This is a genomic window from Flavobacterium sp. AC267, assembly GCF_979258715.1.
Window position 1 is genome coordinate 5,142,404 of the sequence record NZ_OZ409875.1, and the last position, 24,967, is coordinate 5,167,370.

The following is a 24,967-nucleotide window of genomic DNA, read 5'->3' on the forward strand; positions in this document are numbered from 1 at the left end:
TTTATTATTGAGTTTAAAGCTTTGTCAAAGTTTGCTTTGACAAAGCTTTAAACTCATATACTTAAACTTTTAAATTGACTTAAAAGCAATTACAAAAGAGATTACTGTAATAATCAACCCGAACATAAAAAAGTTATAGGCAATTCGGAGTAAGTTGTATTTACGTTGCAAAACCAATCCTAGGTAATACAAGTCCTTAATCATTGTTGAGTACAAATAATCGCGGTCTTTCATCATTTCGTTCATTGCCCAGTCATAATCTTCAAGAGGCATTTTATAGAAATTTCCAAAAAACATTAAATTCACTTTTTTTGCTTCAACATCGTCGCGTGTAAAAAATCCAGAAGTTACTTTTGGCCTTGTCGAAAGAATGGCAAAAATGATTGTAATTACACTCGACATCAACATTATAAAAGTCGGAATAACCAAATGTGCATTCTTCGGGCTATCTAATTTTGGAATAATAGAAGATAAAGCAATCGAAATAATAATTGCGTTTACAGACAACAAAATATTGGCTTTACTGTCGGCAATGCCGCTTAAACGAGTATGGTTTCCAAGTGTTACACGAAATAAAGTATCAATACCTCGATCTGGTTTTTCTACTTTTTCTTTCTTTTTATTTTCTTGTTCAATCAGCTGCAGTAGCTTTCAATTCCTGTTTATTTATTTTTTTCTGAATAAGAAGTAAGTTTTTTTCCTTTAAAGGTCGCCATTTTCTCAGCGCATAATCAGTGTAGAAACGGTGTTTATTCAATAAAAAATTCAAATTTTCTCTCGTCCATTCGGAATTAGAAAAACTTACAATTCCAGTATTCTTAAGCTCTAGACGCAGTAATTCGCAGGTTGTCGTATATTCTTCTCCCATTAAATGGGCATAATCTGCGTCTTTGATTATTTTTTCTAAATGTGTTCTCGGCTCATATTCTTTGGCTGTAGCCAAAATCAAACTAGAAACTAGCGTTATAAACTCTTCCGATTTTCCTTTTTGATGTAAAAAATCAGCGACTATTTTTGTACTTGCTTTTTCATGATTTTCATATCCTTCAATATATCCAGTATCATGAAACCATGCCGCAACCAAAAGAGCCTCTTTATCCTCACCTTCTACATCTTCTTTTTTGCATAACTCTTTGACTGCTGAGAATACTGTAAAAGTATGGCTGAAATTATGATAAGAATATAAATTAGAAAGTTTATCTTTGAGTAAATTACTGACGAAATCTTCGGATTGTTCTATTAGATTCATAAAGAATATTTTTATACCACTAAATTATGAAATTGTTTTTGGATAATCATTTTATTGCAAAAATTAAAACAGGAACAGTTACTTTCGTACTGCTTTTCCTAGTTTATTCTTGCGCAACTCACAAACCGCAATACGGAAAAAATGTAAGCGCAAACGAAAATGAAAACGCAACTGATACTATAAAAATTGCACACACTTTTTATCTGGTCGGAGACGCTGGAAATGCCGATGAACCACAGGCACAACAAACCCTAGAGCTTTTACATCAAAAGCTGAAAAAGGCTAATAAAAAGTCAACTCTGCTGTTTTTAGGAGATAATATATATCCTAAAGGTTTTCCGAGTGATAAAAATGTTGCAGATGTTGCTTTGGCAGAAACAAAGCTGACAAATCAATTAAACCTGGCTAAAGGTTTTAGAGGAAAAACAATTTTTATTCCCGGGAACCACGACTGGTACAGCGGTATTAAAGGTTTAGAACTACAGGCTGATTTTGTTACCAAACAACTTAATGATAAAAAAGCTTTCTTACCGAGAAAGTCTTGTGCTATTGAAGATGTCAAAATTGATAGTACTACTACGTTAGTAACTATTGACAGCGAATGGTTTCTGGAAGATTGGGACAACCACCCGACTATCAATGACAATTGCGAAATTAAAACTCGGGAAGATTTCTTTGACGAACTGGAAAATATCCTAAATAAAAATCAGGAAAAAACAGTTGTTTTAGCGATTCATCACCCTTTACTAAGCAACGGAACACACGGTGGACAGTTTTCATTAGAAAAACAATTGTTTCCTTTGGAACAAAAAATACCGCTTCCAATAATTGGCTCTTTTATTAATTTACTGAGAAAAACTTCTGGAGTGAGTCCGCAGGACATTCAGAATAAACAATATACGATTTATGCCAAAAGAATTAAAACGCTTTTGCAAAAGCAGAAAAATGTAATCGTAGTTTCTGGACACGATCATAATCTGCAATTTATCAGCAAAGAAAATATTCAGCAAATCATTAGCGGCGCTGGTTCGAAATCTGAAGTCGCGAGAGCCGTAAACGAAAATGATTTTTCGTACGGAGGAAATGGATACGCTGTTTTAACTTTATTTAAAAGCGGCGATACCAAAGTTTCTTATTATGGAAATGAAAATAATAAAGAAAAACTGCTTTTTGAGCGTGAAATTATAAAAGCCAAAGAAATTAATTGGGCAACAGATATTCCTAATAGTTTCCCTTCAAAAATTACAACTTCTATCTATTCAGCAAAAATGACCGATAAAAGTTTGTTCCATAAATTTTTATTTGGCCAGCATTACAGAAAATATTACAGCATGCCTATTGAGGCAAAAGTTGCTACTATAGATACTTTAAAGGGCGGTTTAAAACCTATTCGCGAAGGCGATGGGCACCAATCTGTTTCTTTAAGAATGTCTGATCCAAAGGGGCGCGAATATGTAATGCGAGGCATGAAAAAAAGTGCAACTGTGTTTTTACAATCTGTTGCTTTTAAAGATCAATATGTTGTAAATGAATTTGAAGATACTTATGCAGAAAATTTCTTGTTTGATTTCTACACGACTTCTCATCCTTATGCGCCTTTTGCAATTGGAAGCATGTCAGATCGAATTGGAGTTTTTCATACAAATCCCGTTTTATATTATATTCCGAGACAGAAAGGTTTAGGTGAATTTAATTCTGGTTTTGGAGACCAACTGTATATGGTAGAAGAAAGACCTGCGGATAATCATCTAGACGGTAAAAATTTTGGAAGTCCAAGCAATATTATCGGGACAGATGATATGATGCTTAATCTTCATAAAGATGAAAAATATTCGGTTGACGAAAAAGAATATATAAAAGCCCGTTTGTTTGATATGCTTATTGGCGATTGGGACAGACACAGCGATCAATGGCGCTGGGCAGAGTTTAAAAAAGACGGTAAAGTAATTTACAAACCAATTCCGCGAGACAGAGATCAAGCTTTTGCGAAATACGATGGAACTTTACTTTCTATTTTAATGAACATTCCGGCACTTCGCCACATGCGTACTTTTAAGTATAAAATTGATAATGTGAAATGGTTAAGCAGGGAACCTTATCCAATGGATTTGGCTTTTTTAAGAACTTCTGGAGAAAAAGAATGGCTCGAGCAGGCAAAATTTATTCAAGAAAATTTATCTGACAGTGATATAGAAAATGCTTTTAAAAGTTTACCAAAAGAAGTTCAGGACGGAACGATTAAGGAAATTATAGCAAAATTAAAAAACAGAAAAAGAGATCTTCAAAAATATGCATCACGTTATTCTGATGTGCTGAGTAAAACGGTTATGATTGCCGGAACTGATAAAAAAGATAAATTTGTTTTGAATCATAATGCTAAAAAAAGTATTGAAATTCAAGTTTTCAGAGCTAAAAAAGAGGGCGACGAATTGCAGTATACAAAAACAGTAACTGACGCTAAAACCAAAAATTTATGGATTTATGGTTTAGATGATAATGATATTTTTGAGGTAAAAGGAAATGAGAAATCAAGAATTAAAGTCCGCTTAATTGGAGGTCAGAACAATGATACCTATAATATTGAAAACGGAAGAAAGGTTATTGTTTACGATTTTAAATCAAAAGAAAACACTTATAACTTAGATTCAAAAACACAGACACAGTTAACTGACGATTACGATGTGAACTTGTATAATTACGAAAAACCGAAATACAATGTTGTTTCTGGCCTTCCAAATATTGGTTTTAACCCAGATGACGGCGTAAAAGTGGGTATTAATTTAAATTACACTGTTAACAATTTCAAACAGAATCCGTATACTCAAAGACATGTTTTAAATGCTTTCTACTACTTTGCAACAGGCGGTTTAGAATTTAATTATGCGAGACATTTTCCAGGTTTACTAGGGAAATGGGTTATTGATGTGGAATCGCTTTATACAACTCCAAATTTTGCCATGAATTATTTTGGTTACGGAAACGAAACTACTTATGACGATGACGAAGTTAGTTTGGATTATAACCGTGTTCGTATTCGTAAATTTAATGCTTCGGGTGCCGTTCGCCATGTTGGTCGATACGGAAGTGAATTTAGCATACAGCCAATTTATCAGAGAATGACAGTGGAAGAAACAGAAAATAGATTTATCGATACTCCGAATATTGTGAATCCAAATGTTTTTGATACGCAAAATTTTGGAGGTTTAAAAGTGAAATATCTTTTCAAAAATTCTGATTTTGCCGCGAAACCAAATTTAGGTATGGCTTTTATGATCGCCGCAACGTGGACTGCAAATCTGGATGAAACGGAGAAAAATTTTCCAACTCTGGAAAGTTTCTTAGGATTTACCCATAAATTAGATAAAAATGGCAAATTGGTTTTAGCGACTTATGTTAAAGGTAAAGCCATTTTAAATAATAATTACGAATTTTATCAAGGGGCTACTTTGGGCGGTGATACTGATTTAAGAGGTTTTAGAAATGAACGCTTTTTAGGAAGTTCCTATTTCTCTCAGAGTTCAGATTTACGCTTAAGCTTGGGTAGAATAAGAAAAACGATTGCTCCTTTTACTTACGGCGTTTTAGGCGGTTTCGACTACGGAAGAGTTTGGCTGAACGGCGAAGATTCTAAAAAATGGCACCATGATTACGGCGACGGACTTTGGTTAAACGCTATAAATATTTTAACTGCCAGAATCTCTTACTTTAAATCTCCTGATGAAATTGGACGGGTGATTTTTGGAGCAAGATATAGTTTTTAAAAAAGGTACTAAGGTACTGAGATGCTAAGATTCTAAGTTTTTTTTAGCCACGAATTACACAAATTTTCACGAATTCTATTAAACAAAAATTAGTGAAAATTTGTGTAATTCGTGGCTGACTTTTTCTAAATAAAATCTTAGTCCCGAAGCTTCAGGATAGAATTTTACTTCAACTTATATTCGTACACATCTCCTCCTACTTTATTTGTTTTTTCATCGGCGATTAATAAAGTGTTATTGTCTTTAAAAACGATGGCTTCTTTTTGTGAAAAATGATTAAGATTTAATTCTGTGTGAGTTCCTTTGTGAAACAAATCGCCTTTAAAACCTTTAAATAAAAGAACTTTGTCATGACTCAATAAAGCAACTTTTTTTCCGTCTGGACTTATTGTGGCGCTTGTTAAAACACAATGATTGTAATTATTGCAGGTTTTAAATTCCCCAATTTTCACCGCTTTTTGAGTTCCAGATGCATTTTTGATTTTGTAGATAAAAGCTGTCCCATCAAAACCTTTACTTCTGTTTTTTGTAAAAAGATAAAAGTAACCGCTGTGTTCAAAGAAACCTTCAACATCATAAAACAGTTCTTTTTTCTTTGGAGGAAATTCGGTTTGTTCTGGATATGAAAATGAGATTTTATATTCGGCTTTAGCCAAATCTTTATTTAATTCTCCTTTAGCAACTTTATAAATACATAAATCTCTGCGTTCGTTATCGTTGTTTCCAAAATCACCTATGTAAATATTTCCAGATTTATCTTTCGTAATATCTTCCCAATCGACATTTGCGGCATTAGAAATTGTAATTGTTTTTTCTAATTTACCTTTAGAATCAATGGCATAAATCGCATTTTTGTTACCGCTGTCTTCCAAAGTATAAAGCATATTGGTCTCAGGAAAATAAGTTATCCCAGAAACTTCTTTTAATTTTTTCGGAAGCGAATAAAGCGTTTTCAAATCACTGCCAGATTGCTCGCTGGCAAGCTAATAAAACTATAGAAACTACTGCTAAAAAAGATTTTTTCATACAATTATATTTTTTTCATCGCGAGCAACGAAGGATGACAAAAATTCTAAACTAAGTTAGTGTTTTTAAAATTACGAGTAATAAATTCGAATGCTCGCATGCATAATATGCCCCATTGATTTGGCATTTTTAAACTTCATATCATTAGTATAACGGTATAGTTCCATTTTCAATTGATTCAGATGTTCTTCTGTAGAAATTGTATCGTGACACATTATGTTCAACAGTTTTTTAATTCTGTTTTCTGCCGAATGGATCCGTTTTGCTAAAATCGCTCTTTCTTCATCTTTATATTGAATTATAGAACGTTCTTCTAACTTTTCCTTAATGAGCTTAATCATTGGGGAATTCTCTTTGAAAAACTGTGGCCGATATACTTTAAAATTACCTTCGTAACATTGCTGGTCAAAGTCAATCGGGCGAATTTTATAAACTACCTGATCGAAATCGTGAATTGGGACAATCACATAATTATACGCCCGCATGTCGCCTAAAAGACGAATCATGCGGCGTTCGTTGAACTTAACGAACTCTTTTGCAATCTGTGCTTTTTCCATTTCAGAACAGCCGTCCAGCAACGTATCCATAAAAACATCGCCGGGAATTCCAATAATATGTTCTTCAATTAAAGTGTCTTTATAAACCAAAAAGTTGATTTTATCCGGCGAAAGAATATCTTCTAATTCTAATCCGTAAATTCGAGAAGCATCGGCTTTTTTGATATAAAAATGAACGTAATTATCGTTGAGGATATTTCGGACTTTAATCCTGAAAGGTTTTGAATTTCCAAAAGTACAATAATCAATGGCATCAATATTTAGAAACTGAATAATCTCGCTGTTACCATCGGAATGCAGAGGGAGTAAATTCTTTTTAGGTTTAAATCAATTTCATTGCGTTCAAATTCGTTGTAATACACTCGAATCCAAAGTGTATCATTATCATATTTATCGTAAACGTTTACCGAGCCTGAAAAGCGAAGCAGATCATCATAAAACACAGAAACTTTAGAAATACGTTCGTATCGCTCCAAATAGTTTAAAAGTGACTGTGTTAAAGGATAAGAAGGTTTTTTTAAAACCATTAATGGCTCGCTCATTTTGAATATCTTTAGTACAAATTTACATCAATAGGATTAAAGTTTAATTTTAAAGTAACAAAAATCAACTTAGCTCGTCATACTAAAAACTAAAACCAGAAAAATTTGGAAACCATCTTAACCATTGAAAATCTGAATAAAAGATACGGCCGTATTCAGGCTTTAAAAAATGTATCTTTTACAATACAAAAAGGCCGCGTGTATGGCATTCTTGGCCCTAACGGAAGCGGGAAATCGACAACATTGGGAATTGTCCTGAATGTTGTTAATAAATCTTCTGGTAATTATCGCTGGTTCGACGGCAATATAGAAACGCATGAAGCTTTAAAAAAGGTTGGCGCTATTATCGAGCGTCCCAACTTTTACCCTTATATGACAGCTGAACAAAACCTGAAATTGGTTTGTAAAATCAAAAATATCGATTATTCTAAAGTAAACGAAAAGCTGGAATTAGTTGGTTTAAGCGAGAGAAAAGACAGTAAGTTCAGTACTTTTTCACTCGGAATGAAACAGCGTTTGGCTATTGCATCGGCACTTTTAAACGATCCTGAAATTTTAATTTTAGATGAACCAACGAACGGATTGGATCCGCAGGGAATTCATCAGATTCGAGATATTATTAAAAAAATTGCATCGCAGGGAACGACTATTTTACTAGCATCGCATTTGCTGGATGAAGTCGAAAAAGTTTGTTCGCAGGTAATTGTATTAAGAAAAGGCGAAGTTTTATACTCTGGTCCTGTAGACGGAATGTCATCTAATGAAGGTTTCTTTGAAATTTGTTCTAATGATAATTTGGCACTAAAATCTGTTTTAGGCGAACATAATGCTGTGGGTCAAATTAAAGAAGAAGATGGTAAATTATTGGTTTACCTCAAATCTGATTTATCAGCTACTGAATTGAATCAATTTTTATTTTCTAAAAACATTATTTTAAGTCATTTAGTAAAACGTAAAAATAGTTTAGAAGCACAATTTTTAGAATTAACCAAAAACGCCACTATTCAAAAAAACTAAACCATGAAAAGACTTCTCTCTATAGAATTGCAAAAAATCTGGATGAATAAAGCCAGCCGTATTTTAACATTAACTTATTTTATATTACTTTCTTTTATTGCACTTATTGCTCGCAATAAAATTTGACATAGGTGTTTTTAAATTTCATTTGGCAGAAATGGGAATTTTTAATTTTCCTTTTATCTGGCATTTTAATACGTATGTTGCCGCAATCCTTAAATTTTTTCTAGCCATAGTTATTGTCTCTATGATGGCTAATGAATATAGCTACGGCACTTTAAAACAAAACTTAATTGACGGTTTAAGCAAAAAAGAATTTATTCTATCCAAGTTTTTAACGGTAGTTTTGTTTGCATTTGCTTCAACGGTTTTTGTTTTTGTAATGAGCTTAATCTTAGGATTATTTTTCTCTTCTTATACAGAATTCAGTATTATTTTCAGTGACTTAGATTATCTTTTGGCTTTTTTCGTAAAGCTGACAGGTTTCTTTTCTTTCTGTTTATTTCTTGGAATTTTGGTAAAACGTTCTGCTTTTGCACTAGGTTTTCTTTTAGTTTGGAGCATTCTTGAAGGAATTTTAAAAGGTATTCTGGCTTTCAAAATTTTCCCAGAAAGTAATACAGATGAGAAAATCATGCAATTCCTTCCTTTAGAAGCTATGTCAAACTTAATTGTTAATCCAGGACCTCGATTATCAGTTGTTAAAAATATTGGAACTCAAATGGGAATCGAAACCGACATGGATTATAGTGTAAATTACTTTACGATAGTAATCGTTTTGGCATGGACTGCTTTGTTTGTTTATTTTTCTTACAAATTATTAAAAAGTAGAGATTTATAGTATATTTGCTATACTATGAATTATTTAAGAATTTCATTTGTTTTATTTCTGTCGCTCTGTGTCTCTAATAAGACCAGCGCTCAAAATATTTCTGTTAATCCAAATGTAACAGCGACAGATTTAGCTCAGAATATCTTAATTAATAGTTCCTGCATCGATCTTCAAAATATAAGTGCCTCAGGAAATCCGACACCAAGCGGTCAAAGTTTTGGTTCATTTACAGCTGGGGCAAATTTTCCTTTTTCAAGCGGTTTGGTTTTAAGTACTTCGCCTAGTAAAAATGCTGAAGGTCCTTACATCCAAGCCGACTCTAAAGGCACACAAATACAGTCATGGAATGGCGATAATGACTTAAATGAAGCATTAAACATTACTAATAGCAGACAGGCAACTGTATTAGAATTCGATTTTACAGCTTTGACCAATTCGATCAGTTTTAATTATTTCTTTGCTTCAAATGAATATCAATCTTATTATCCTTGCAGGTATTCTGATGGATTTGCTTTCTTAATTAAAGAAGTTGGAAGTGCTGAGGATTATAAAAATTTAGCTGTTCTTCCTAATTCAACTACAGCAGTTTCTGCGACGACTGTGCATCCCAAAATAAATTCGATTACTAGCACAGAGGGAGTAATACAAGGATGCGATGCCCAAAATGAAACTTATTTTAATGGTTACAACACGACTTCCAGTCCTATTAATTATGCTGGACAAACTGTAGTAATGAATGCTTATACAGATGTAGTTCCTAATAAAAAATACCATCTTAAATTAGTTATAGCAGACGATGAAACTAGACAATATAATTCGGCTGTTTTTATTGAAGGCGGGAGTTTTGTAAGCAAAATAAATTTTGGAGAAGATAGAACAGTCGCCAACAACAACCCTATTTGTTTTGGAGAAAGTTTTGTTTTAGATACTAAATTAACTAGCAATGGCTACGATTTTAAATGGTACAAAAAAGATGCATCAAATAATTATATTCTAATACCTGATGCTATTGGTCCTGCATATGCCGTAACTTCATCTGGAATCTACAAAGTTGAAGCGGCATTAAATAATAATACAACCTGCATATCTGTTGGTGAGATTACAGTTGAATTTACACCGCAAATTGCCTCAACAAATACTTCTTTACTACAATGCGATGATAATACAGATGGAATTACAATTTTTAATTTAACCAAAACCGCTAGTATCGTCAAGAATAATAATCCGCAAATTACCAATCAAGGTTATTATGAAACATTAATGGATGCGCGAGACAAATCAAATCCAATCGTTAATCCACAGGCGTATACTAATAAAAAGTCCAAATCAGATAATTTACGCAAGGATAGAAAATTCGTATGGTTGTTATTCGATACCGCAAATTGTTCTAAACATCTCGAATACGGTTATTCCAGATCAATCTCCAATTGCTACATGTGACGGAGATGAAATTCAGGATGGTTTGTATCAATTTGATTTAAATTCCGAAGTAACTTCACAAATCTTAACAGGACTTCCAGATGGATTAGTTATTGGTTATTATTTAACCGCGAATGACGCCATAACAGAAACAAATGCACTGCCAAATATTTTTAAAAATACTATTCCAAATAGTCAAACTATTTATGCTAGAGCAGTAAACGGACCTGACTGTTATGATATCGCTCCTATCGAATTAATTGTACATACTTTTGATCCGCCAAATTTCGAAGATGAAATAGTATATTTATGCAAAGGAGAACAAATAACTTTATCTGTCGCGACTGGTTTTACAAGCTATACATGGTCGAATGGAGAAACAACAAATTCAACAACTGTTAATAGTGCTGGCGATTATTCTGTTTTAGTAACGGACACAAACAATTGTCAAAAAACTAAAACTTTTAAGGTTATTTTATCTGAACCTGCCGTAATTACAGGAGCTGAAGTAAAAGATTTTTCTGGCGTAGACAATACAGTATTAATTCAATACACTGGAGTTGGAAATTATGAGTTCTCTCTTGAAGGATCCGTTTTTCAAGACGATCCAACATTTAGTCAAGTAAATCCTGGAATTTATAATGCAGTTGCTCGAGACAAAAATGGTCACGGTCTATCCAATTCCTTTTTAGTTTACGTTTTAGATTATCCACGTTTTTTTACACCAAATGGAGATGGATTCAATGATTTATGGGTAATTAAAAATATAGATCAAATGCCAGATTACACTATTTCTATTTTTGACCGTTATGGTAAGTTGTTAAAACAAATGACTCAAAACAGTTCGGGCTGGAACGGAATTTTAAACGGACAGCAATTACCTTCAGATGATTATTGGTTTACCCTTCAATTTATCGATGGCAAAAGTGTAAAAGGCCACTTTAGTTTGAAGAGATAATTTTTTATAATAAATTCCAAATTTTAAAATTCCAAATTAAACTTAAACTTTAATTTAATAGTCAAAAAAAAATCCCAAACTCCTTACGGAATTTGGGATTTTTTATATTGAAATTTAAAACGTATTAGATTTTAAATCTTTTTCTGTCAGTTTCAGTTAAATAAATCTTTCTTAAACGAATAGATTTTGGTGTAACCTCTACATACTCATCTTTTTGAATGTACTCTAAAGCTTCTTCAAGAGAGAAAATAATTGGAGGGATAATTCTAGCTTTTTCATCATTTCCAGAAGAACGTACGTTAGATTGTTTTTTCTCTTTAGTTACGTTTACACACATATCATCTCCACGAGAGTTTTCTCCAATTACCTGACCTTCGTAAATTTCAGCATTTGGTTCAACGAAGAATTTACCACGATCTTGTAATTTATCGATAGAATAAGGAATAGCTTTTCCTTTTTCCATAGAAATTAATGAACCTTTGTTACGTCCAGCAATTTCTCCTTTGTAAGGCTCATATCCAATAAAACGGTGTGCCATAATAGCCTCACCAGCAGTAGCAGTAAGCAATTGGTTACGTAATCCAATAATTCCACGTGATGGAATATTAAATTTCACAATCATACGTTCACCTTTAGTTTCCATAGAAAGCATTTCTCCTTTACGCATAGTAACGAATTCAACTGCTCTACCTGAAAGATTTTCTGGTAAGTCGATTGTTAACTCTTCAATTGGCTCACATTTTTTACCATCAATTTCTTTGATAATAACTTGTGGCTGACCGATTTGTAACTCATACCCTTCTCTTCTCATTGTTTCAATAAGAACAGATAAGTGAAGTACACCACGACCAAAAACCATGAATTTATCAGCAGAATCAGTTTCACCTAACTTCATAGCTAAGTTTTTCTCTAATTCTTTTGTAAGTCTTTCTCTAATATGACGAGAAGTTACAAATTTACCTTCTTTACCAAAGAAAGGTGAATCGTTGATAGTAAACAACATACTCATAGTAGGCTCATCAATATCAATCGTTTTTAGACCCTCTGGATTCTCAAAATCAGCAATAGTATCACCAATTTCAAAACCTTCAACTCCAATGATTGCACAAATATCTCCAGCAATAACTTGTTGTACTTTTTTACGGCCAAGTCCTTCAAAAGTATGAAGTTCTTTGATACGAGATTTAGATACTGTACCATCTCTTTTTACTAATGAGATTGGCATACCTTCGTTAAGAACTCCTCTTTCTAAACGACCAATAGCAATACGACCTGTAAAAGCTGAGAAATCTAAAGAAGTAATTAACATTTGAGGTGTTCCTTCAGAAACTTTAGGAGCAGGCACATTGTTAACAACCATATCCAATAATGCTTCAACATTATCAGTTACGTTTTCCCAATGGTCAGACATCCAGTTGTTTTTTGCAGAACCATAAACTGTTGGGAAATCCAACTGCCATTCTTCAGCACCTAATTCAAACATTAAGTCAAAAACTTTTTCATGAACTTCTTCAGGAGTACAGTTTTCTTTATCAACTTTATTGATAACTACGCAAGGCTTAAGACCTAAGTCAATCGCTTTTTGTAATACGAAACGAGTTTGTGGCATTGGACCTTCAAAAGCATCCACTAGCAAACATACACCATCGGCCATGTTCAATACACGTTCTACTTCACCTCCAAAATCCGCGTGGCCTGGAGTGTCAATAATATTGATTTTTGTTCCTTTATATTGAACCGATACGTTCTTAGAAGTAATAGTAATACCTCTCTCGCGCTCTAAATCGTTATTATCAAGAATTAAATCACCTGTGTTTTCGTTGTCACGAAATAATTGACAGTGATACATAATTTTATCAACCAAAGTGGTTTTACCGTGATCGACGTGGGCAATAATTGCAATGTTTCTAATAGATTCCATCTGTGATTTTTAATGGTCGCAAAGGTACACTTTATTTTTTAATAAAAAACGTTTCTAAACATACTTTACGTATATACAATCAATTAGTTAATATAAATCGCGAAAATATAGGCCTCAAAATAATATTAACATATGTTTAGTTATAGTTAATTTAACTATATTTGAGGTAATGAAAAGTAAAACTCTCCAAATTACTCTTATTTACTCAATCATCTCGATAATTATGGCGGTCTTATGTCATAAATTACTCATAACTTACTTTTCTTCATCAGATTATCAATATTTATCTCTTATAAAAGACATTATATTTATTTTAATAACTGGATTGGTTTTTAGGTTTATACTTGCAAAAAAGGAAAAAAGAAGCATAACTATTTTTGAAAAGCTAAACAAAACAAACGTAGAAATAAAAGAATCTAATGAGAAATATGACATAGTAGCGAAAGCGACAAGCGATACTATCTGGGATTGGAAAATTCAAGAGGACAGTATAAACTGGAATAAAGGAATTGAAAGTGTTTTTGGTTACAACCCCGAAGAAGTGGGCAAAACCTCGAAATGGTGGTTTGATAAAATTCACCCGGAAGACAGTATCCGAATGTCAATAAAATTATATTCATTTATTGAACAAAAAACAGAAAAATGGCAGGATCAATACCGCTTTAGATGTGCTGACGGTACTTATAAATATGTTTTGGACAGAGGTTTTTTATTAAAAGATGAAAACGGAAGAGCAATTAGAATGATCGGAGCCATTCAAGACATTACAAAACAGAAAGAGGAAGAACAAAGACTAAAACTTTTAGAAACTGTAATTACTCAATCTCGAGATTCAATTTTAATTACCGAAGCCAATTCACCGGAAGGAAAAATTCCAAAAATAGTTTATGTAAATCCAGCATTTTCTCAAATGTCAGGCTATCAATCGAATGAAATAATTGGAAAGTCAGCTAACATTTTTAAAGGTCCAAAATCTGATTCAGATGAATTAAAGAAACTTTTACGCGCCATAAAAAACGAAGAAGAATGCCTGATAGAAACCATCACTTACACTAAAAACAAAGAAGAATATTGGGTTCGCTTTTCTATGATTCCAATTTTCAATAATGAAGGAATTATTTCGCATTGGATTTCAATTCAAAGAGATATTACCGATGAGAAGAAACTCGAAACAGAAAAAGAGCATCTTATTCGAGAATTAACTCAAAACAATAAAGATTTAAAACAATTCTCTTACATAACATCTCATAATCTAAGAGCACCATTATCTAATTTAATCGGACTTTTGAACCTCATTGAAGACATTCCTTTAGAAAACGAAGAACTTCAAGAAATCCTGACAGGCTTTACTAAATCGACACATTTATTAAACGAAACAATCAACGACTTAGTAAAAGTTATCATTATTAAAGACAATCCTTCTATGCAGAAAGAAGAAACCTCTTTAAAAGAAGTTTTCGAAAACGTATTCAGCCAGCTGTCATTTCAAATAGAATTACACAAACCTATAATAAAACTTAAGTTCGAAAAAGTACCCGAGCTCATAACAAACAAAGCGTATATCGAAAGTATATTATTAAACCTACTTACCAATTCTATAAAATACAAATCTGAAAATAGAAAACTAAAAATTTCTATAACTGCAGAAAAAATAGAAAACAAGACAATATTAACCTTCAAAGACAACGGAATTGGGATTGATTTAGAAAGAAACCGCGATAAAGTTTTTGGCCTTTACCAAAGATTTCACAATTACCCCGACAGCAAAGGATTAGGTCTTTATCTTGTAAAATCTCAAGTAGAAACCATGGGAGGAACAATTTCTATCGACAGCGAAGTCAATAAAGGAACCACATTTACAATAACATTTAAAAATTAATTATTATGCTTGAGCAGATTTTATGCATTGACGACGACCCCATCACATTAATGTTATGCAAAAAAGTAATCTCTAAATCTTCATTTTCCCACGAAGTTATTACAGCTCAAAATGGTGAAGAAGCGCTCCTTCACTTTAATACCTTAAAATACACTAATGACAAAAACACAAAAAAACCGGAGTTGATTTTTTTAGATTTAAATATGCCAATAATGGGCGGCTGGGAGTTTTTAGATCATTTTACTGGTCCAGATTATAGTGATTTTAATTCTGCGCCAGTAATTGTCTTATCTTCTACAATCGACCCAGAAGATCTTGCCAAAGCAAAACAATATCCTATTATAATAGACTTTCTCTCAAAACCTATTACACAGCCAATGCTTGAATATCTTAAGAAGAAAATAGGTGTTTAATTTCTAATATTTTAAAATCCAATTTTTAAAATTCCAAATCCCAAAAGATACTTGATCGCATAATTATAAAAATCTTTTATTTTTAAAAAAAATCAAAATTCCAAATTCCAAATTTCTAAAATTGGAATTTGGAATTTATTTTTTGGAATTTAAAAATATTTAAATTCACCATTTAGGTATAAACAAAAAAAAGTCCTCTTAAAAAGAGGACTTTTGTATATTTCAAATTGTATTTTAATTACAATTTAGCAACATGTTTTGTTAATTTAGACTTCAAGTTAGAAGCTTTATTATCATGAATGATGTTCTTTTTAGCTAACTTATCAATCATAGAGATTACAGTTGATAATTTTGCAGTACGCATCAGATTTATCAGTAGCTAATCTTAATGCTTTAATAGCATTACGAGTAGTTTTGTGTTGATATCTGTTAAGAACTCTTCTTTTTTCGTTACTTCTGATTCTTTTTAATGCTGACTTATGATTTGCCATTTCTTTTTAATTTTAGATGTAATAATAATTATAAATACTAGTTAAAAAAGAAAAACCTCCCACAATTGCAAAAACAATCACTTTGGTTTTAACTAATAAAATAAAAACCGAGACACCAATTTTTATTTCACAAAACTTATTCACAACTAATTTTTGTAGTCTGTAAGGGAATCGAACCCCTGTTACCAGGACGAAAGCCTGGAGTCCTAACCCCTAGACGAACAGACCAAATTCTTCTAAGTTTTCTTCAATTTAAACAAAATTGAAATTGTAGCCCGTAGCGGAATCGAACCGCTCTTACATGGATGAAAACCATGCGTCCTAACCGATAGACGAACGGGCCATTAACATCAAGTTTAATAACTTATTTCGCAAAAAAAAGTAGTAGCCCGTAGCGGAATCGAACCGCTCTTACATGGATGAAAACCATGCGTCCTAACCGATAGACGAACGGGCCTGCTTCTCTAATGCGGATGCAAAAATACAACTATTTTTAAGATGTACAATACCTAACACAAAAAAAATACATTTTTTTTAATATGCCTTAGCAAAAAGCACTCTTTTAGACGAAGGTTTCCCAGTAAACACACAGACTCCCGCCTCTTCAACAGCATCCAAAGGAATACATCTAATTGTCGCTTTTGTCAATTCTTTTATCTTTTCTTCCGTCTCTGCAGTTCCATCCCAGTGAGCAGACAAAAAACCTGTTTTACCTTCCAGAACTTCTTTAAACTCTTCAAAACTATTTACTTCGGTAATATGACTATTTCTATAATCTAACGCTTTTTTAAATAAATCGCTTTGAACCTGCTCCAATAAATCATTCACATATTCAACGATTTTTCCAGCTTCAACTACCTCTTTTGTTAAGTTATCACGTCTAGCAACTTCAAAAGTACCGTTTTCTAAATCTTTTGGACCAACAGCAATTCGAACAGGAACTCCTTTTAATTCCCATTCCGCAAATTTAAACCCTGGTTTTTGTGTCGTTCTGTCATCAAACTTAACTGTGATTTTCAATTTTCTCAATTTAGCTGTCAACTCATTAACCGCTTCTGTAATTTGAGCCAATTGTTCATCCGTTTTATAAATCGGTACAATAACAACTTGAATTGGAGCCAAATTTGGAGGAAGCACTAATCCTTGATCATCAGAATGTGTCATAATCAAAGCCCCCATCAAACGAGTTGAAACTCCCCATGATGTTCCCCAAACGTGTTCTTGTTTTCCTTCTGCATTAGCAAACTTAACATCAAAAGCTTTTGCAAAGTTCTGACCTAAAAAGTGAGATGTTCCTGCCTGCAAAGCTTTTCCGTCCTGCATTAATGCTTCAATACAGTACGTTTCATCTGCCCCAGCAAAACGCTCTGTTTCGGTTTTAAAACCTTTTACTACCGGAATTGCCATGAAGTTTTCTGCAAACTCTGCATAAACATTCATCATTTTTTCAGACTCTTCAATAGCTTCTGCCTTTGTAGCGTGAGCAGTATGCCCTTCCTGCCATAAAAATTCAGCAGTTCTCAAAAATAAACGCGTACGCATTTCCCATCGAACCACATTAGCCCATTGATTAATTAATAGAGGCAAATCTCTATAAGATTGCACCCATCCTTTATAGGTAGACCAAATAATAGCTTCACTTGTCGGACGAACAATAAGCTCCTCCTCTAGTTTTGCATTCGGATCAACCATTAATTTTCCAGGTTTGTCTGGATCGTTTTTTAATCTATAATGTGTCACAACAGCACATTCTTTTGCAAATCCTTCTGCATTTTTCTCTTCAGCCTCAAACATGCTCTTCGGCACAAATAAAGGAAAATACGCATTTTGATGTCCCGTTTCTTTGAACATACGATCTAACTCAGCCTGCATTTTTTTCCCAAATAGCATATCCGTACGGTTTAATTACCATACAGCCTCTAACTCCTGAATTTTCAGCTAGATCTGCTTTCACAACCAGCTCGTTATACCATTTCGAATAATCTTCTGATCTTGTAGTGAGGTTCTTACTCATATTATATAGTTTGGCACAAATTTTGTTTTAATAATTTTAACTAAATAGTTTGACAAAACTAACTATTTTTGTAATGTGCAACAATAAAAAACACCACAGATATGAAAACTAACATTTCTCTTCGCCAAAACTCTAATCATTTTTACCTACTCGGATTAGTTAGTTTATTACTAGCGTCGTGTGGTTCTTACCAAAATTCGTCTTACCACGACAATGATGGAGTATACGGTGGCTCATCAAACAGCTACGTGCAGTCTAACAACGGCACAAACAATCAATACAAAGATTATTTTAGATCTTTGCAAGAAGACAATCAGCCAACTGAAATATTTACTGACGTTGACAATTATACAAATTATGCAGAAAATGACAGCACACAAACTGCTTCTGTAGGTTATCCTGCATGGGGAAGCAACAACTCTGACGTTTCTGTAAATGTTTACTCTGACCCAACATGGTCATTCGGATTCGGAATGGGATATCCTTATTACGGATGGGGATATGGAGGCGGCTGGGGCTGGGGATATCCAGGTTACTGGGGCGGCTGGGGTTATCCAAGCTATTGGGGACCAGGATGGGGCTATCCAGGATATTGGGGCGACGGTTACTACGGCTACAACAATTACAACTATTCTTATGGAAGAAGAGGTTCTGCAAGCATATTATGGAAACAGAAACTATGCTTCTAACAGAAATTACACTACCAACAGAGGATATACATCAAATAGAAACTACACTACTAACAGAGGAAGTTATACTACAAACAGAAATTATACCACGAATAGATCTAACAGCTATAGTGATTACAGAAGAAGTTCAACTGTAAACAGAGGTACAACAAGCCCAACTTTCACCAATAGAAGAGCTAACACAAATAGTACAGATTATAATTCTGGCAGAAGATCTTACAACAATAGTGGCAACACCACAACAAACAGAAGCTACACTCCTAGCGACGAATAGCAACTCATCAAGAAGCTATACTCCTAGTAGCCCATCACGTTCTATGAACAGCGATGGCGGCGGAAGCATGAGATCGTCTGGTGGCGACGGTGGCGGCGGTATGAGATCTGGCGGTGGCGGAGGAAGAAGATAATTTTTTTCTTAGCAAACTAAATTCAAACTAAAACTTATCCAAATGAAAAAAATATTTTTCCTACTTATAACAGGACTAACTGTCAGCGCGTCATATTCACAAGAAGTTTCAGATGCTTTGCGTTACTCTCAAGACAATTTAACAGGTACTGCAAGATTTAGAGCCATGAGCGGTGCTTTTGGAGCCGTTGGAGGAGATTTATCTTCTTTAAGTGTCAATCCTGCTGGATCTGCAGTTTTCAACACCAATCAAGTTGGTATATCTTTTAGTAATCAAAATATTAAAAATAATTCTGATTATTTTGGAACCCAAACTTCAGATAAAGAGAATTCTTTTATCCTAAACCAAGCAGGAGGTGTTTTTGTTTTTAAAGACAGAAACCCTAATAACGGGTGGAATAAAATTGCAATTGGAGCAACATACGAGAATACAAATAATTTCAATAACAGCACTTTCTCTGCTGGAACAAACCCAACTAATTCTATTGATGGTTATTTTTTAGCTTTTGCAAACGGAATTCCATTTCAAAACATCGATAATCAAGATTATAGAGATTTAGGATACAGAGAACAGCAAGCTTTCATGGGATATAATGGGTACGTTATTGACCCTGTAACAAATACACCAGGAAACAGTCAATATATAAGTAATGTACCAGAAGGCGGAAATTACTACCAAGAGAATGAAGTTTACACTAGAGGATACAACAGTAAAGTAGGTTTCAATATCGCAACTTCTTATAGAGACAAGCTTTATTTCGGAGCTAATTTAAATGTTCACGTTACTGATTTCAGAAGATCTTCAAGCTTTTACGAAGACAACAGCAATCCATTGCAACCATACGAAACGATTTCAAACTTACGTTTCAATAATGAATTATATACTTACGGAAACGGTTTTTCATTCCAATTAGGAGCAATAGGCAAAGTAACTGAAGCTTTTAGACTTGGTGTAGCTTATGAGTCAAATACTTGGTACGAACTTTATGATGAAACCTCACAAAGCCTTAGCACTACAAGACAAGCAGACGGCGGACAACCTTTAAATGCAAATGTAAATCCAAATATAGTAAACGTATACGAATCTTATACTTTACAAACCCCAGACAAATGGACTTTTAGTGCGACTTATGTTTTTGGAAAATCAGGTTTATTAAGTATTGACTATGCAGTAAAAAACTATGGGAATGCAAAATTCAAACCTACAAATGACGTTAGTTTTAGAGGCGTAAACACAGACATCAGCAATACTTTGACAAGCACTGGAGAACTTCGCATTGGTGGTGAATATAAAATTAATCAGTTAAGCCTGCGAGCTGGATATCGTTTTGAAGGAAGCCCATACAAAAACGGCTCTACAGTTGGAGACTTAACTAGTTATTCTGGAGGTTTAGGATACAATTTTGGAGGTACCAAATTAGATTTAGCATATTCTTATTTAGAAAGAAAATCAAATCAAGGATTTTTTGCTACAGGTTTTACAGATGGAGCTAACATCAACTCAAAACTGAACAATGTAACACTTACTTTATTATTTGAATTGTAATTAAAAATCAAAATAGATGATTGAAAATTTCCGTTTGGTCTTTACTAAACGGATTTTTTTTATTCTTATCTAAACTTTACACGTCCATAAATCACCAAGAACCTAAATTAGCTTCATAAAAAACATCTAAAAGCACTTGAAACTAGTGCGTTTGAATAAAAAAAGTGTAATTTTGCACTCCAATTTATAAAAGTATGAGAACCAAGTCTTTAAAAAAGAACAAAATTAACGTAATCACTCTTGGGTGTTCAAAAAATGTTTATGACAGTGAAGTCCTTATGGGACAGCTGCGTGCTAATGGAAAAGAAGTTGAACACGAAGCTCCAGCAGAAAAAGAAGGAAACATTATTGTAATTAACACTTGTGGTTTTATTGATAATGCAAAAGCAGAATCAGTAAATATGATTTTGGAATATGCTGATAAAAAAGACAGAGGTCTTGTTGACAAAGTATTCGTTACAGGTTGCTTATCTGAACGTTACAGACCTGATTTAGAAAAAGAAATTCCGAATGTTGATCAATATTTTGGAACTACAGAATTACCTCAATTATTAAAAGCTTTAGGAGCTGACTATAAACATGAATTACTTGGAGAGCGTTTAACGACAACTCCAAAAAATTATGCTTATTTAAAAATTGCAGAAGGTTGTGACAGACCTTGTAGTTTCTGTGCAATTCCATTAATGAGAGGTTCACATGTTTCCCAGCCGATTGAAAAATTAGTTAAAGAAGCTCAAGGCCTAGCTAAAAACGGTGTTAAGGAATTAATTTTAATTGCTCAAGATTTAACTTATTACGGACTTGATCTTTATAAAAAAAGAAATCTTGCCGAACTTTTGGAAGAACTAGCTAAAGTGGAAGGTATCGAATGGATTCGACTTCATTATGCTTATCCAACTGGTTTTCCAATGGATGTTTTAGAATTAATGAAACGTGAGCCAAAAATCTGTAATTATATTGATATTCCGTTGCAAAGCATATTTCAGATTCTATTTTGAAATCTATGCGCCGTGGTACAACTCAGGCTAAAACAACTCAATTATTAAAAGATTTCCACGGCCGCAGTTCCTGGAATGGCAATTAGAACAACTTTAATTGTTGGTTACCCTGGTGAAACACAAGAGGATTTTGAAATTTTGAAAGATTTTGTTCAGGAAATGAAATTTGACAGAATGGGATGTTTTGCTTATTCTCATGAAGAAAATACTCATGCTTATTTATTAGAGGACAATGTTCCGGACGATGTAAAACAAGCGAGAGCAAATGAAATCATGGAGTTGCAGTCTCAAATTTCTTGGGATTTAAATCAGGAAAAAGTAGGCAAAACTTTCAAATGTATTATTGACAGAAAAGAAGGCGCACATTTTGTTGGCCGTACTGAATTTGACAGTCCTGATGTTGACAATGAAGTCTTAATTGACGCTTCTAAGCATTATGTAAAAACAGGAGAATTTGTTAATATCAAGATAATTGAAGCTACAGAATTTGATTTATACGGAGAACCTGCTTAAATTTACGCTGAACAATTGTTAACATTAGATAAAATACTTTTATGAAACCAATTCAAACTTTATTTATTTTAGGTTTAAGCTTATTCTGTTTCTCTACTGTGTCTGCACAATATGGAAACGGTTACAATAATGGCTATGGGAATGGTTACGGAAATGGTTACAACAGAGGCGGCATGGAATGGGAATGGACAGAAGTATGATGGGTGGACAGCAACAAGGTACACCAAGCAAACCTAAAGAAGTTCCTGCAGAAGAAACTGCAGCGAAAATTGTTGAATCGATGCGACCAGAAGTTAAGTTAGATGACCTGCAGGCAATTGCTATTACAAATGTTTTAGCTGACAGTTTGAGAGAACAAGGTATTTTATTGAAAAATGAAAGCAGCAGACCAAGAGCAAAAAATTGAGCAAATAAAAGCCTTAAGAGAAAGTACTGATAAAAAAATTGGAGCTTTTTTAAATCCAGATCAAGTTGACAAATACAAAACTTTTATGGAATCCTTTAAAGAGGTGAAAAAAAGGAAAGTCTAAAAAGAAAAAAGATAAAGACAAAGAAGATTCTAAGGAATTAAAGGAAGATACAGATACGAAAATTAAAGAATAATCGTTTAAACCTATAAACAACGAATTATGGCAAAAAAACATTTTTGTTATCTGATTTTAGCTGTTATAATCAGTTCATGCTCTACAAATCCGTACAAAAACACGGAAAAAGCTTATGATCAACAGCTTAAGACATTAGAAAACCAGATTACCAATAAAGATGCAAAACCAATTCCAGCGACTCCAGTTGTAATTGATACTTCTTATGCACAGCAGTTAGGAATTATAAAAGATACTTTATCTAAAACGGGTTCTACCTACTTAGTAAACGGAATCAATACGGAATGGATTGGTACAGTAAATTTCAATTTAAGAAAACCAAGTTTCGTTATCATTCATCATACTGCGCAAGATTCTCTTCAACAGACAATCAGCACATTTACAAAAACGAAAACACAAGTTAGTGCGCACTATGTAATTTCTGAAAATGGAAAAGTAGTTCAAATGCTTAATGATTATCTAAGAGCATGGCACGCTGGAAATTCGACTTGGGGAAAAACAACAGATTTAAACTCTTGTTCTATTGGAATTGAGCTGGACAATAACGGTTTTAAACCTTTTACAGAAGCTCAAATCAGCAGTTTAGTTGCGTTACTTTCAAAATTGAAAAAAGATTACAACATTCCAACCCAGAACTTTTTAGGTCATGCGGATATCGCTCCTGGAAGAAAACAAGATCCAAGCGCACTATTCCCTTGGAAAACACTTGCAGAAAAAGGTTTCGGAATCTGGCCGGACGAAGTTTTAGAGCCAGCACCATTTGATTTTAAAATTGAACCTGCATTGCGAATAATTGGATACAATACCAAAAATTTATCTCGTCGCAATTCAAGCTTTTAAATTGCATTATATTCAAACTGATGCAACCTCAACTTTAGACAGAAAAACAATTGATACTATTTATTCGATTTACAAAAAACAAGTTCAATAAATGAATTAGTTAGTTTTAACAATATAAAAACGCATTTCTAAAAACTAGAAATGCGTTTTTTTTTATTAATAACAGCACGAAAATCAGTGTAAAAGGAAAATTTAACACCGAAAACCCTGCGGTTTTTTTTTAAGTTAATTAAGTTTAATACACAAAATTCACAAAGCTTTGCGAACTTAATTTGCGTAACACTACTCAATTCTTTAGCCAACTGAAAAAAAACCTTTGCGAACTCTGCGGTAAAAAAATAGTTAGGCCAATCCATCTCACAACAAACAACAAACAACAAACAACAAACAACAAACAACAAACAATAAACAATAAAGACTCAATCCCAATAAAAAAGCCGCCAAAACATTAGTATGTTTCGACAGCTCCAAAAAAAAAAAAAATATCAATCTTTATCTCTAGAAAGAGTATGTTGTTGCAATTAAAGCGTAAAAGCTTCCTCCTGTTGGCAGTGCATCTTTATCTAAAAATATATCTTCAGAAGCTGCATCGTATCTTAGCTCAGGAATAATTGTAAGTTTTCCAACTTTGTAATTTAAAGAAACCGTGTTAGCAAATACACTAGATCCTGTTAATGTTCCCATACTTGGTGCTGCATCTTTAGCATCAAAATATTCTATTCTGTAAGCTAAAAGCAATGATGGACTGAATGTATAATTTGCGTATCCAACTACTGAAAACCATTCGCCGTCTAGCGTGCTGTCAAAATCATTTGTAGTTTTAGCATAAGTTGCGTTTAAACCAAGTCCAAAACTATCACTGATTGTTTTAGAAGCAGTCAAGTCAAATTGCGTTTTGTTTTCGTCAGAAACTGGAATTATACTTCCTGGGATTGGGTTACTGCTTCCTGTTGTAAAATTCAAATAAGCACTTCCTGTATCACCAATATACCCTAATTGTCCTATGAACGTTTTTTGATATGAACCCGCATCCATTGCCGATTTAAAATCAGTTGGGTTTGTTACTCCTAACATCGCTGTAAATTTGCCAGCTGTATATTGAGCTTTAACCCCTGTGTTAAAAAATGGACCATAAGAGAAAGCATATGACATACTATAGTTTTTATTATCTACAGCATCTAATACCTCATACCCAATATGAGTCCCGAAACTACCTGCCACTACTTTAAATTCGTCTGTTAAATTGTATGTAAAAAATAATTGTTTAATTAAAAATTTTGCACTTACATCTTTA

At 33.4% G+C, this 24,967-nt stretch carries 15 protein-coding genes, 3 tRNA genes and 7 pseudogenes; 15 read left to right on the forward strand and 10 right to left on the reverse strand.

All coding sequences use genetic code 11. The features are described 5' to 3' along the window. Positions 1–69: 69 nt before the first annotated feature. A pseudogene (locus ACZZ95_RS27310) lies at positions 70–1,249 on the reverse strand (Pycsar system effector family protein). A 26-nt stretch (positions 1,250–1,275) separates the two neighbouring features. On the opposite strand from ACZZ95_RS27310, the gene ACZZ95_RS27315 reads away from it, so the two are divergent. Continuing rightward, positions 1,276–5,010: a metallophosphoesterase gene (locus ACZZ95_RS27315; protein WP_463471481.1), complete on the forward strand. Its 3,735-nt coding sequence runs from the start codon at positions 1,276–1,278 to the stop codon at positions 5,008–5,010. Positions 5,011–5,174: 164 nt separating this feature from the next. Here ACZZ95_RS27315 and ACZZ95_RS27320 read toward each other — a convergent pair whose 3' ends face one another. Together ACZZ95_RS27320 and ACZZ95_RS27325 are read right to left on the reverse strand one after the other, a co-directional pair. After that, positions 5,175–5,966 (reverse strand): hypothetical protein, encoded by a 792-nt coding sequence (locus tag ACZZ95_RS27320; protein WP_463471482.1) that lies wholly within the window; start codon positions 5,964–5,966, stop codon positions 5,175–5,177. A gap of 116 nt (positions 5,967–6,082) precedes the next feature. After that, positions 6,083–7,135: pseudogene (locus ACZZ95_RS27325) on the reverse strand (hypothetical protein). 105 nt (positions 7,136–7,240) lie between these two features. On the opposite strand from ACZZ95_RS27325, the gene ACZZ95_RS27330 reads away from it, so the two are divergent. The 4 genes and pseudogenes from ACZZ95_RS27330 (at position 7,241) to ACZZ95_RS27345 (ending at position 11,361) form a co-directional block, all read left to right on the forward strand. Next, positions 7,241–8,152, forward strand: a complete 912-nt coding sequence (locus tag ACZZ95_RS27330; RefSeq protein WP_463471483.1) for an ABC transporter ATP-binding protein — start codon at positions 7,241–7,243, stop codon at positions 8,150–8,152. A 3-nt stretch (positions 8,153–8,155) separates the two neighbouring features. Beyond that, positions 8,156–8,993: pseudogene (locus tag ACZZ95_RS27335) on the forward strand (ABC transporter permease). A gap of 15 nt (positions 8,994–9,008) precedes the next feature. Further along, entirely contained in the window at positions 9,009–10,424 is a 1,416-nt protein-coding gene (locus ACZZ95_RS27340; RefSeq protein ID WP_463471484.1) for a choice-of-anchor L domain-containing protein, read from the forward strand. A gap of 22 nt (positions 10,425–10,446) precedes the next feature. After that, entirely contained in the window at positions 10,447–11,361 is a 915-nt protein-coding gene (locus ACZZ95_RS27345; RefSeq protein ID WP_463471485.1) for a T9SS type B sorting domain-containing protein, read from the forward strand. Positions 11,362–11,485: 124 nt separating this feature from the next. On the opposite strand, the gene typA is transcribed toward ACZZ95_RS27345, so the two are convergent. Further along, complete coding sequence (gene typA, locus ACZZ95_RS27350; protein WP_095951923.1) at positions 11,486–13,282, reverse strand: translational GTPase TypA; 1,797 nt, start codon at positions 13,280–13,282, stop codon at positions 11,486–11,488. Between the two features lie 223 nt (positions 13,283–13,505). Here typA and ACZZ95_RS27355 point away from each other — a divergent pair, with 223 nt between their 5' ends. Both ACZZ95_RS27355 and ACZZ95_RS27360 read left to right on the forward strand, forming a co-directional pair. Further along, the gene (locus tag ACZZ95_RS27355) at positions 13,506–15,161 is read left to right on the forward strand and encodes a PAS domain-containing sensor histidine kinase (RefSeq protein WP_463471486.1); all 1,656 of its coding nucleotides are present in this window, start codon (positions 13,506–13,508) and stop codon (positions 15,159–15,161) included. A gap of 5 nt (positions 15,162–15,166) precedes the next feature. Then, positions 15,167–15,574 carry a response regulator gene (locus tag ACZZ95_RS27360; protein WP_463471487.1) on the forward strand — a complete coding sequence of 136 codons (408 nt, stop codon included), beginning with the start codon at positions 15,167–15,169 and terminating at the stop codon, positions 15,572–15,574. A 238-nt stretch (positions 15,575–15,812) separates the two neighbouring features. Here the strand turns inward: ACZZ95_RS27360 and rpsT are convergent. The 5 genes and pseudogenes from rpsT to proS all read right to left on the reverse strand — a co-directional run bounded on the left by rpsT (position 15,813) and on the right by proS (position 18,079). After that, positions 15,813–16,065: pseudogene (gene rpsT, locus ACZZ95_RS27365) on the reverse strand (30S ribosomal protein S20). 156 nt (positions 16,066–16,221) lie between these two features. After that, positions 16,222–16,293: transfer RNA gene (locus ACZZ95_RS27370), tRNA-Glu, on the reverse strand. 43 nt (positions 16,294–16,336) lie between these two features. Beyond that, positions 16,337–16,408 (reverse strand) — tRNA-Glu (locus tag ACZZ95_RS27375). A gap of 42 nt (positions 16,409–16,450) precedes the next feature. Then, positions 16,451–16,522, reverse strand: a tRNA-Glu gene (locus ACZZ95_RS27380). A 77-nt stretch (positions 16,523–16,599) separates the two neighbouring features. Further along, a pseudogene (proS, locus tag ACZZ95_RS27385) lies at positions 16,600–18,079 on the reverse strand (proline--tRNA ligase). A 101-nt stretch (positions 18,080–18,180) separates the two neighbouring features. Here proS and ACZZ95_RS27390 point away from each other — a divergent pair. The 8 genes and pseudogenes from ACZZ95_RS27390 to ACZZ95_RS27425 all read left to right on the forward strand — a co-directional run bounded on the left by ACZZ95_RS27390 (position 18,181) and on the right by ACZZ95_RS27425 (position 23,764). Further along, complete coding sequence (locus tag ACZZ95_RS27390; RefSeq protein ID WP_463471488.1) at positions 18,181–18,768, forward strand: hypothetical protein; 588 nt, start codon at positions 18,181–18,183, stop codon at positions 18,766–18,768. Then, the gene (locus ACZZ95_RS27395; protein ID WP_463471489.1) at positions 18,716–19,042 is read left to right on the forward strand and encodes a hypothetical protein; all 327 of its coding nucleotides are present in this window, start codon (positions 18,716–18,718) and stop codon (positions 19,040–19,042) included. The genes ACZZ95_RS27390 and ACZZ95_RS27395 overlap by 53 nt, the downstream gene beginning before the upstream one ends. A gap of 175 nt (positions 19,043–19,217) precedes the next feature. After that, a complete protein-coding gene (locus tag ACZZ95_RS27400; protein WP_463471490.1) occupies positions 19,218–20,720 on the forward strand; it encodes an OmpP1/FadL family transporter in 1,503 nt (500 codons plus the stop codon). A gap of 194 nt (positions 20,721–20,914) precedes the next feature. Further along, a pseudogene (gene rimO, locus ACZZ95_RS27405) lies at positions 20,915–22,231 on the forward strand (30S ribosomal protein S12 methylthiotransferase RimO). A gap of 41 nt (positions 22,232–22,272) precedes the next feature. Next, complete coding sequence (locus ACZZ95_RS27410) at positions 22,273–22,431, forward strand: hypothetical protein (RefSeq protein WP_463471491.1); 159 nt, start codon at positions 22,273–22,275, stop codon at positions 22,429–22,431. Then, entirely contained in the window at positions 22,428–22,637 is a 210-nt protein-coding gene (locus ACZZ95_RS27415) for a hypothetical protein (RefSeq protein WP_463471492.1), read from the forward strand. Before ACZZ95_RS27410 ends, ACZZ95_RS27415 begins: the two co-directional genes overlap by 4 nt. Then, positions 22,606–22,761, forward strand: a complete 156-nt coding sequence (locus tag ACZZ95_RS27420; RefSeq protein WP_463471493.1) for a hypothetical protein — start codon at positions 22,606–22,608, stop codon at positions 22,759–22,761. The genes ACZZ95_RS27415 and ACZZ95_RS27420 overlap by 32 nt, the downstream gene beginning before the upstream one ends. A 99-nt stretch (positions 22,762–22,860) precedes the next feature. Further along, positions 22,861–23,764: pseudogene (locus tag ACZZ95_RS27425) on the forward strand (N-acetylmuramoyl-L-alanine amidase). A gap of 407 nt (positions 23,765–24,171) precedes the next feature. On the opposite strand, the gene ACZZ95_RS27430 reads toward ACZZ95_RS27425, so the two are convergent. Further along, positions 24,172–24,942, reverse strand: coding sequence for an outer membrane beta-barrel protein (locus tag ACZZ95_RS27430; protein WP_463471791.1), 771 nt, complete (start codon positions 24,940–24,942; stop codon positions 24,172–24,174). Positions 24,943–24,967: the final 25 nt, after the last annotated feature.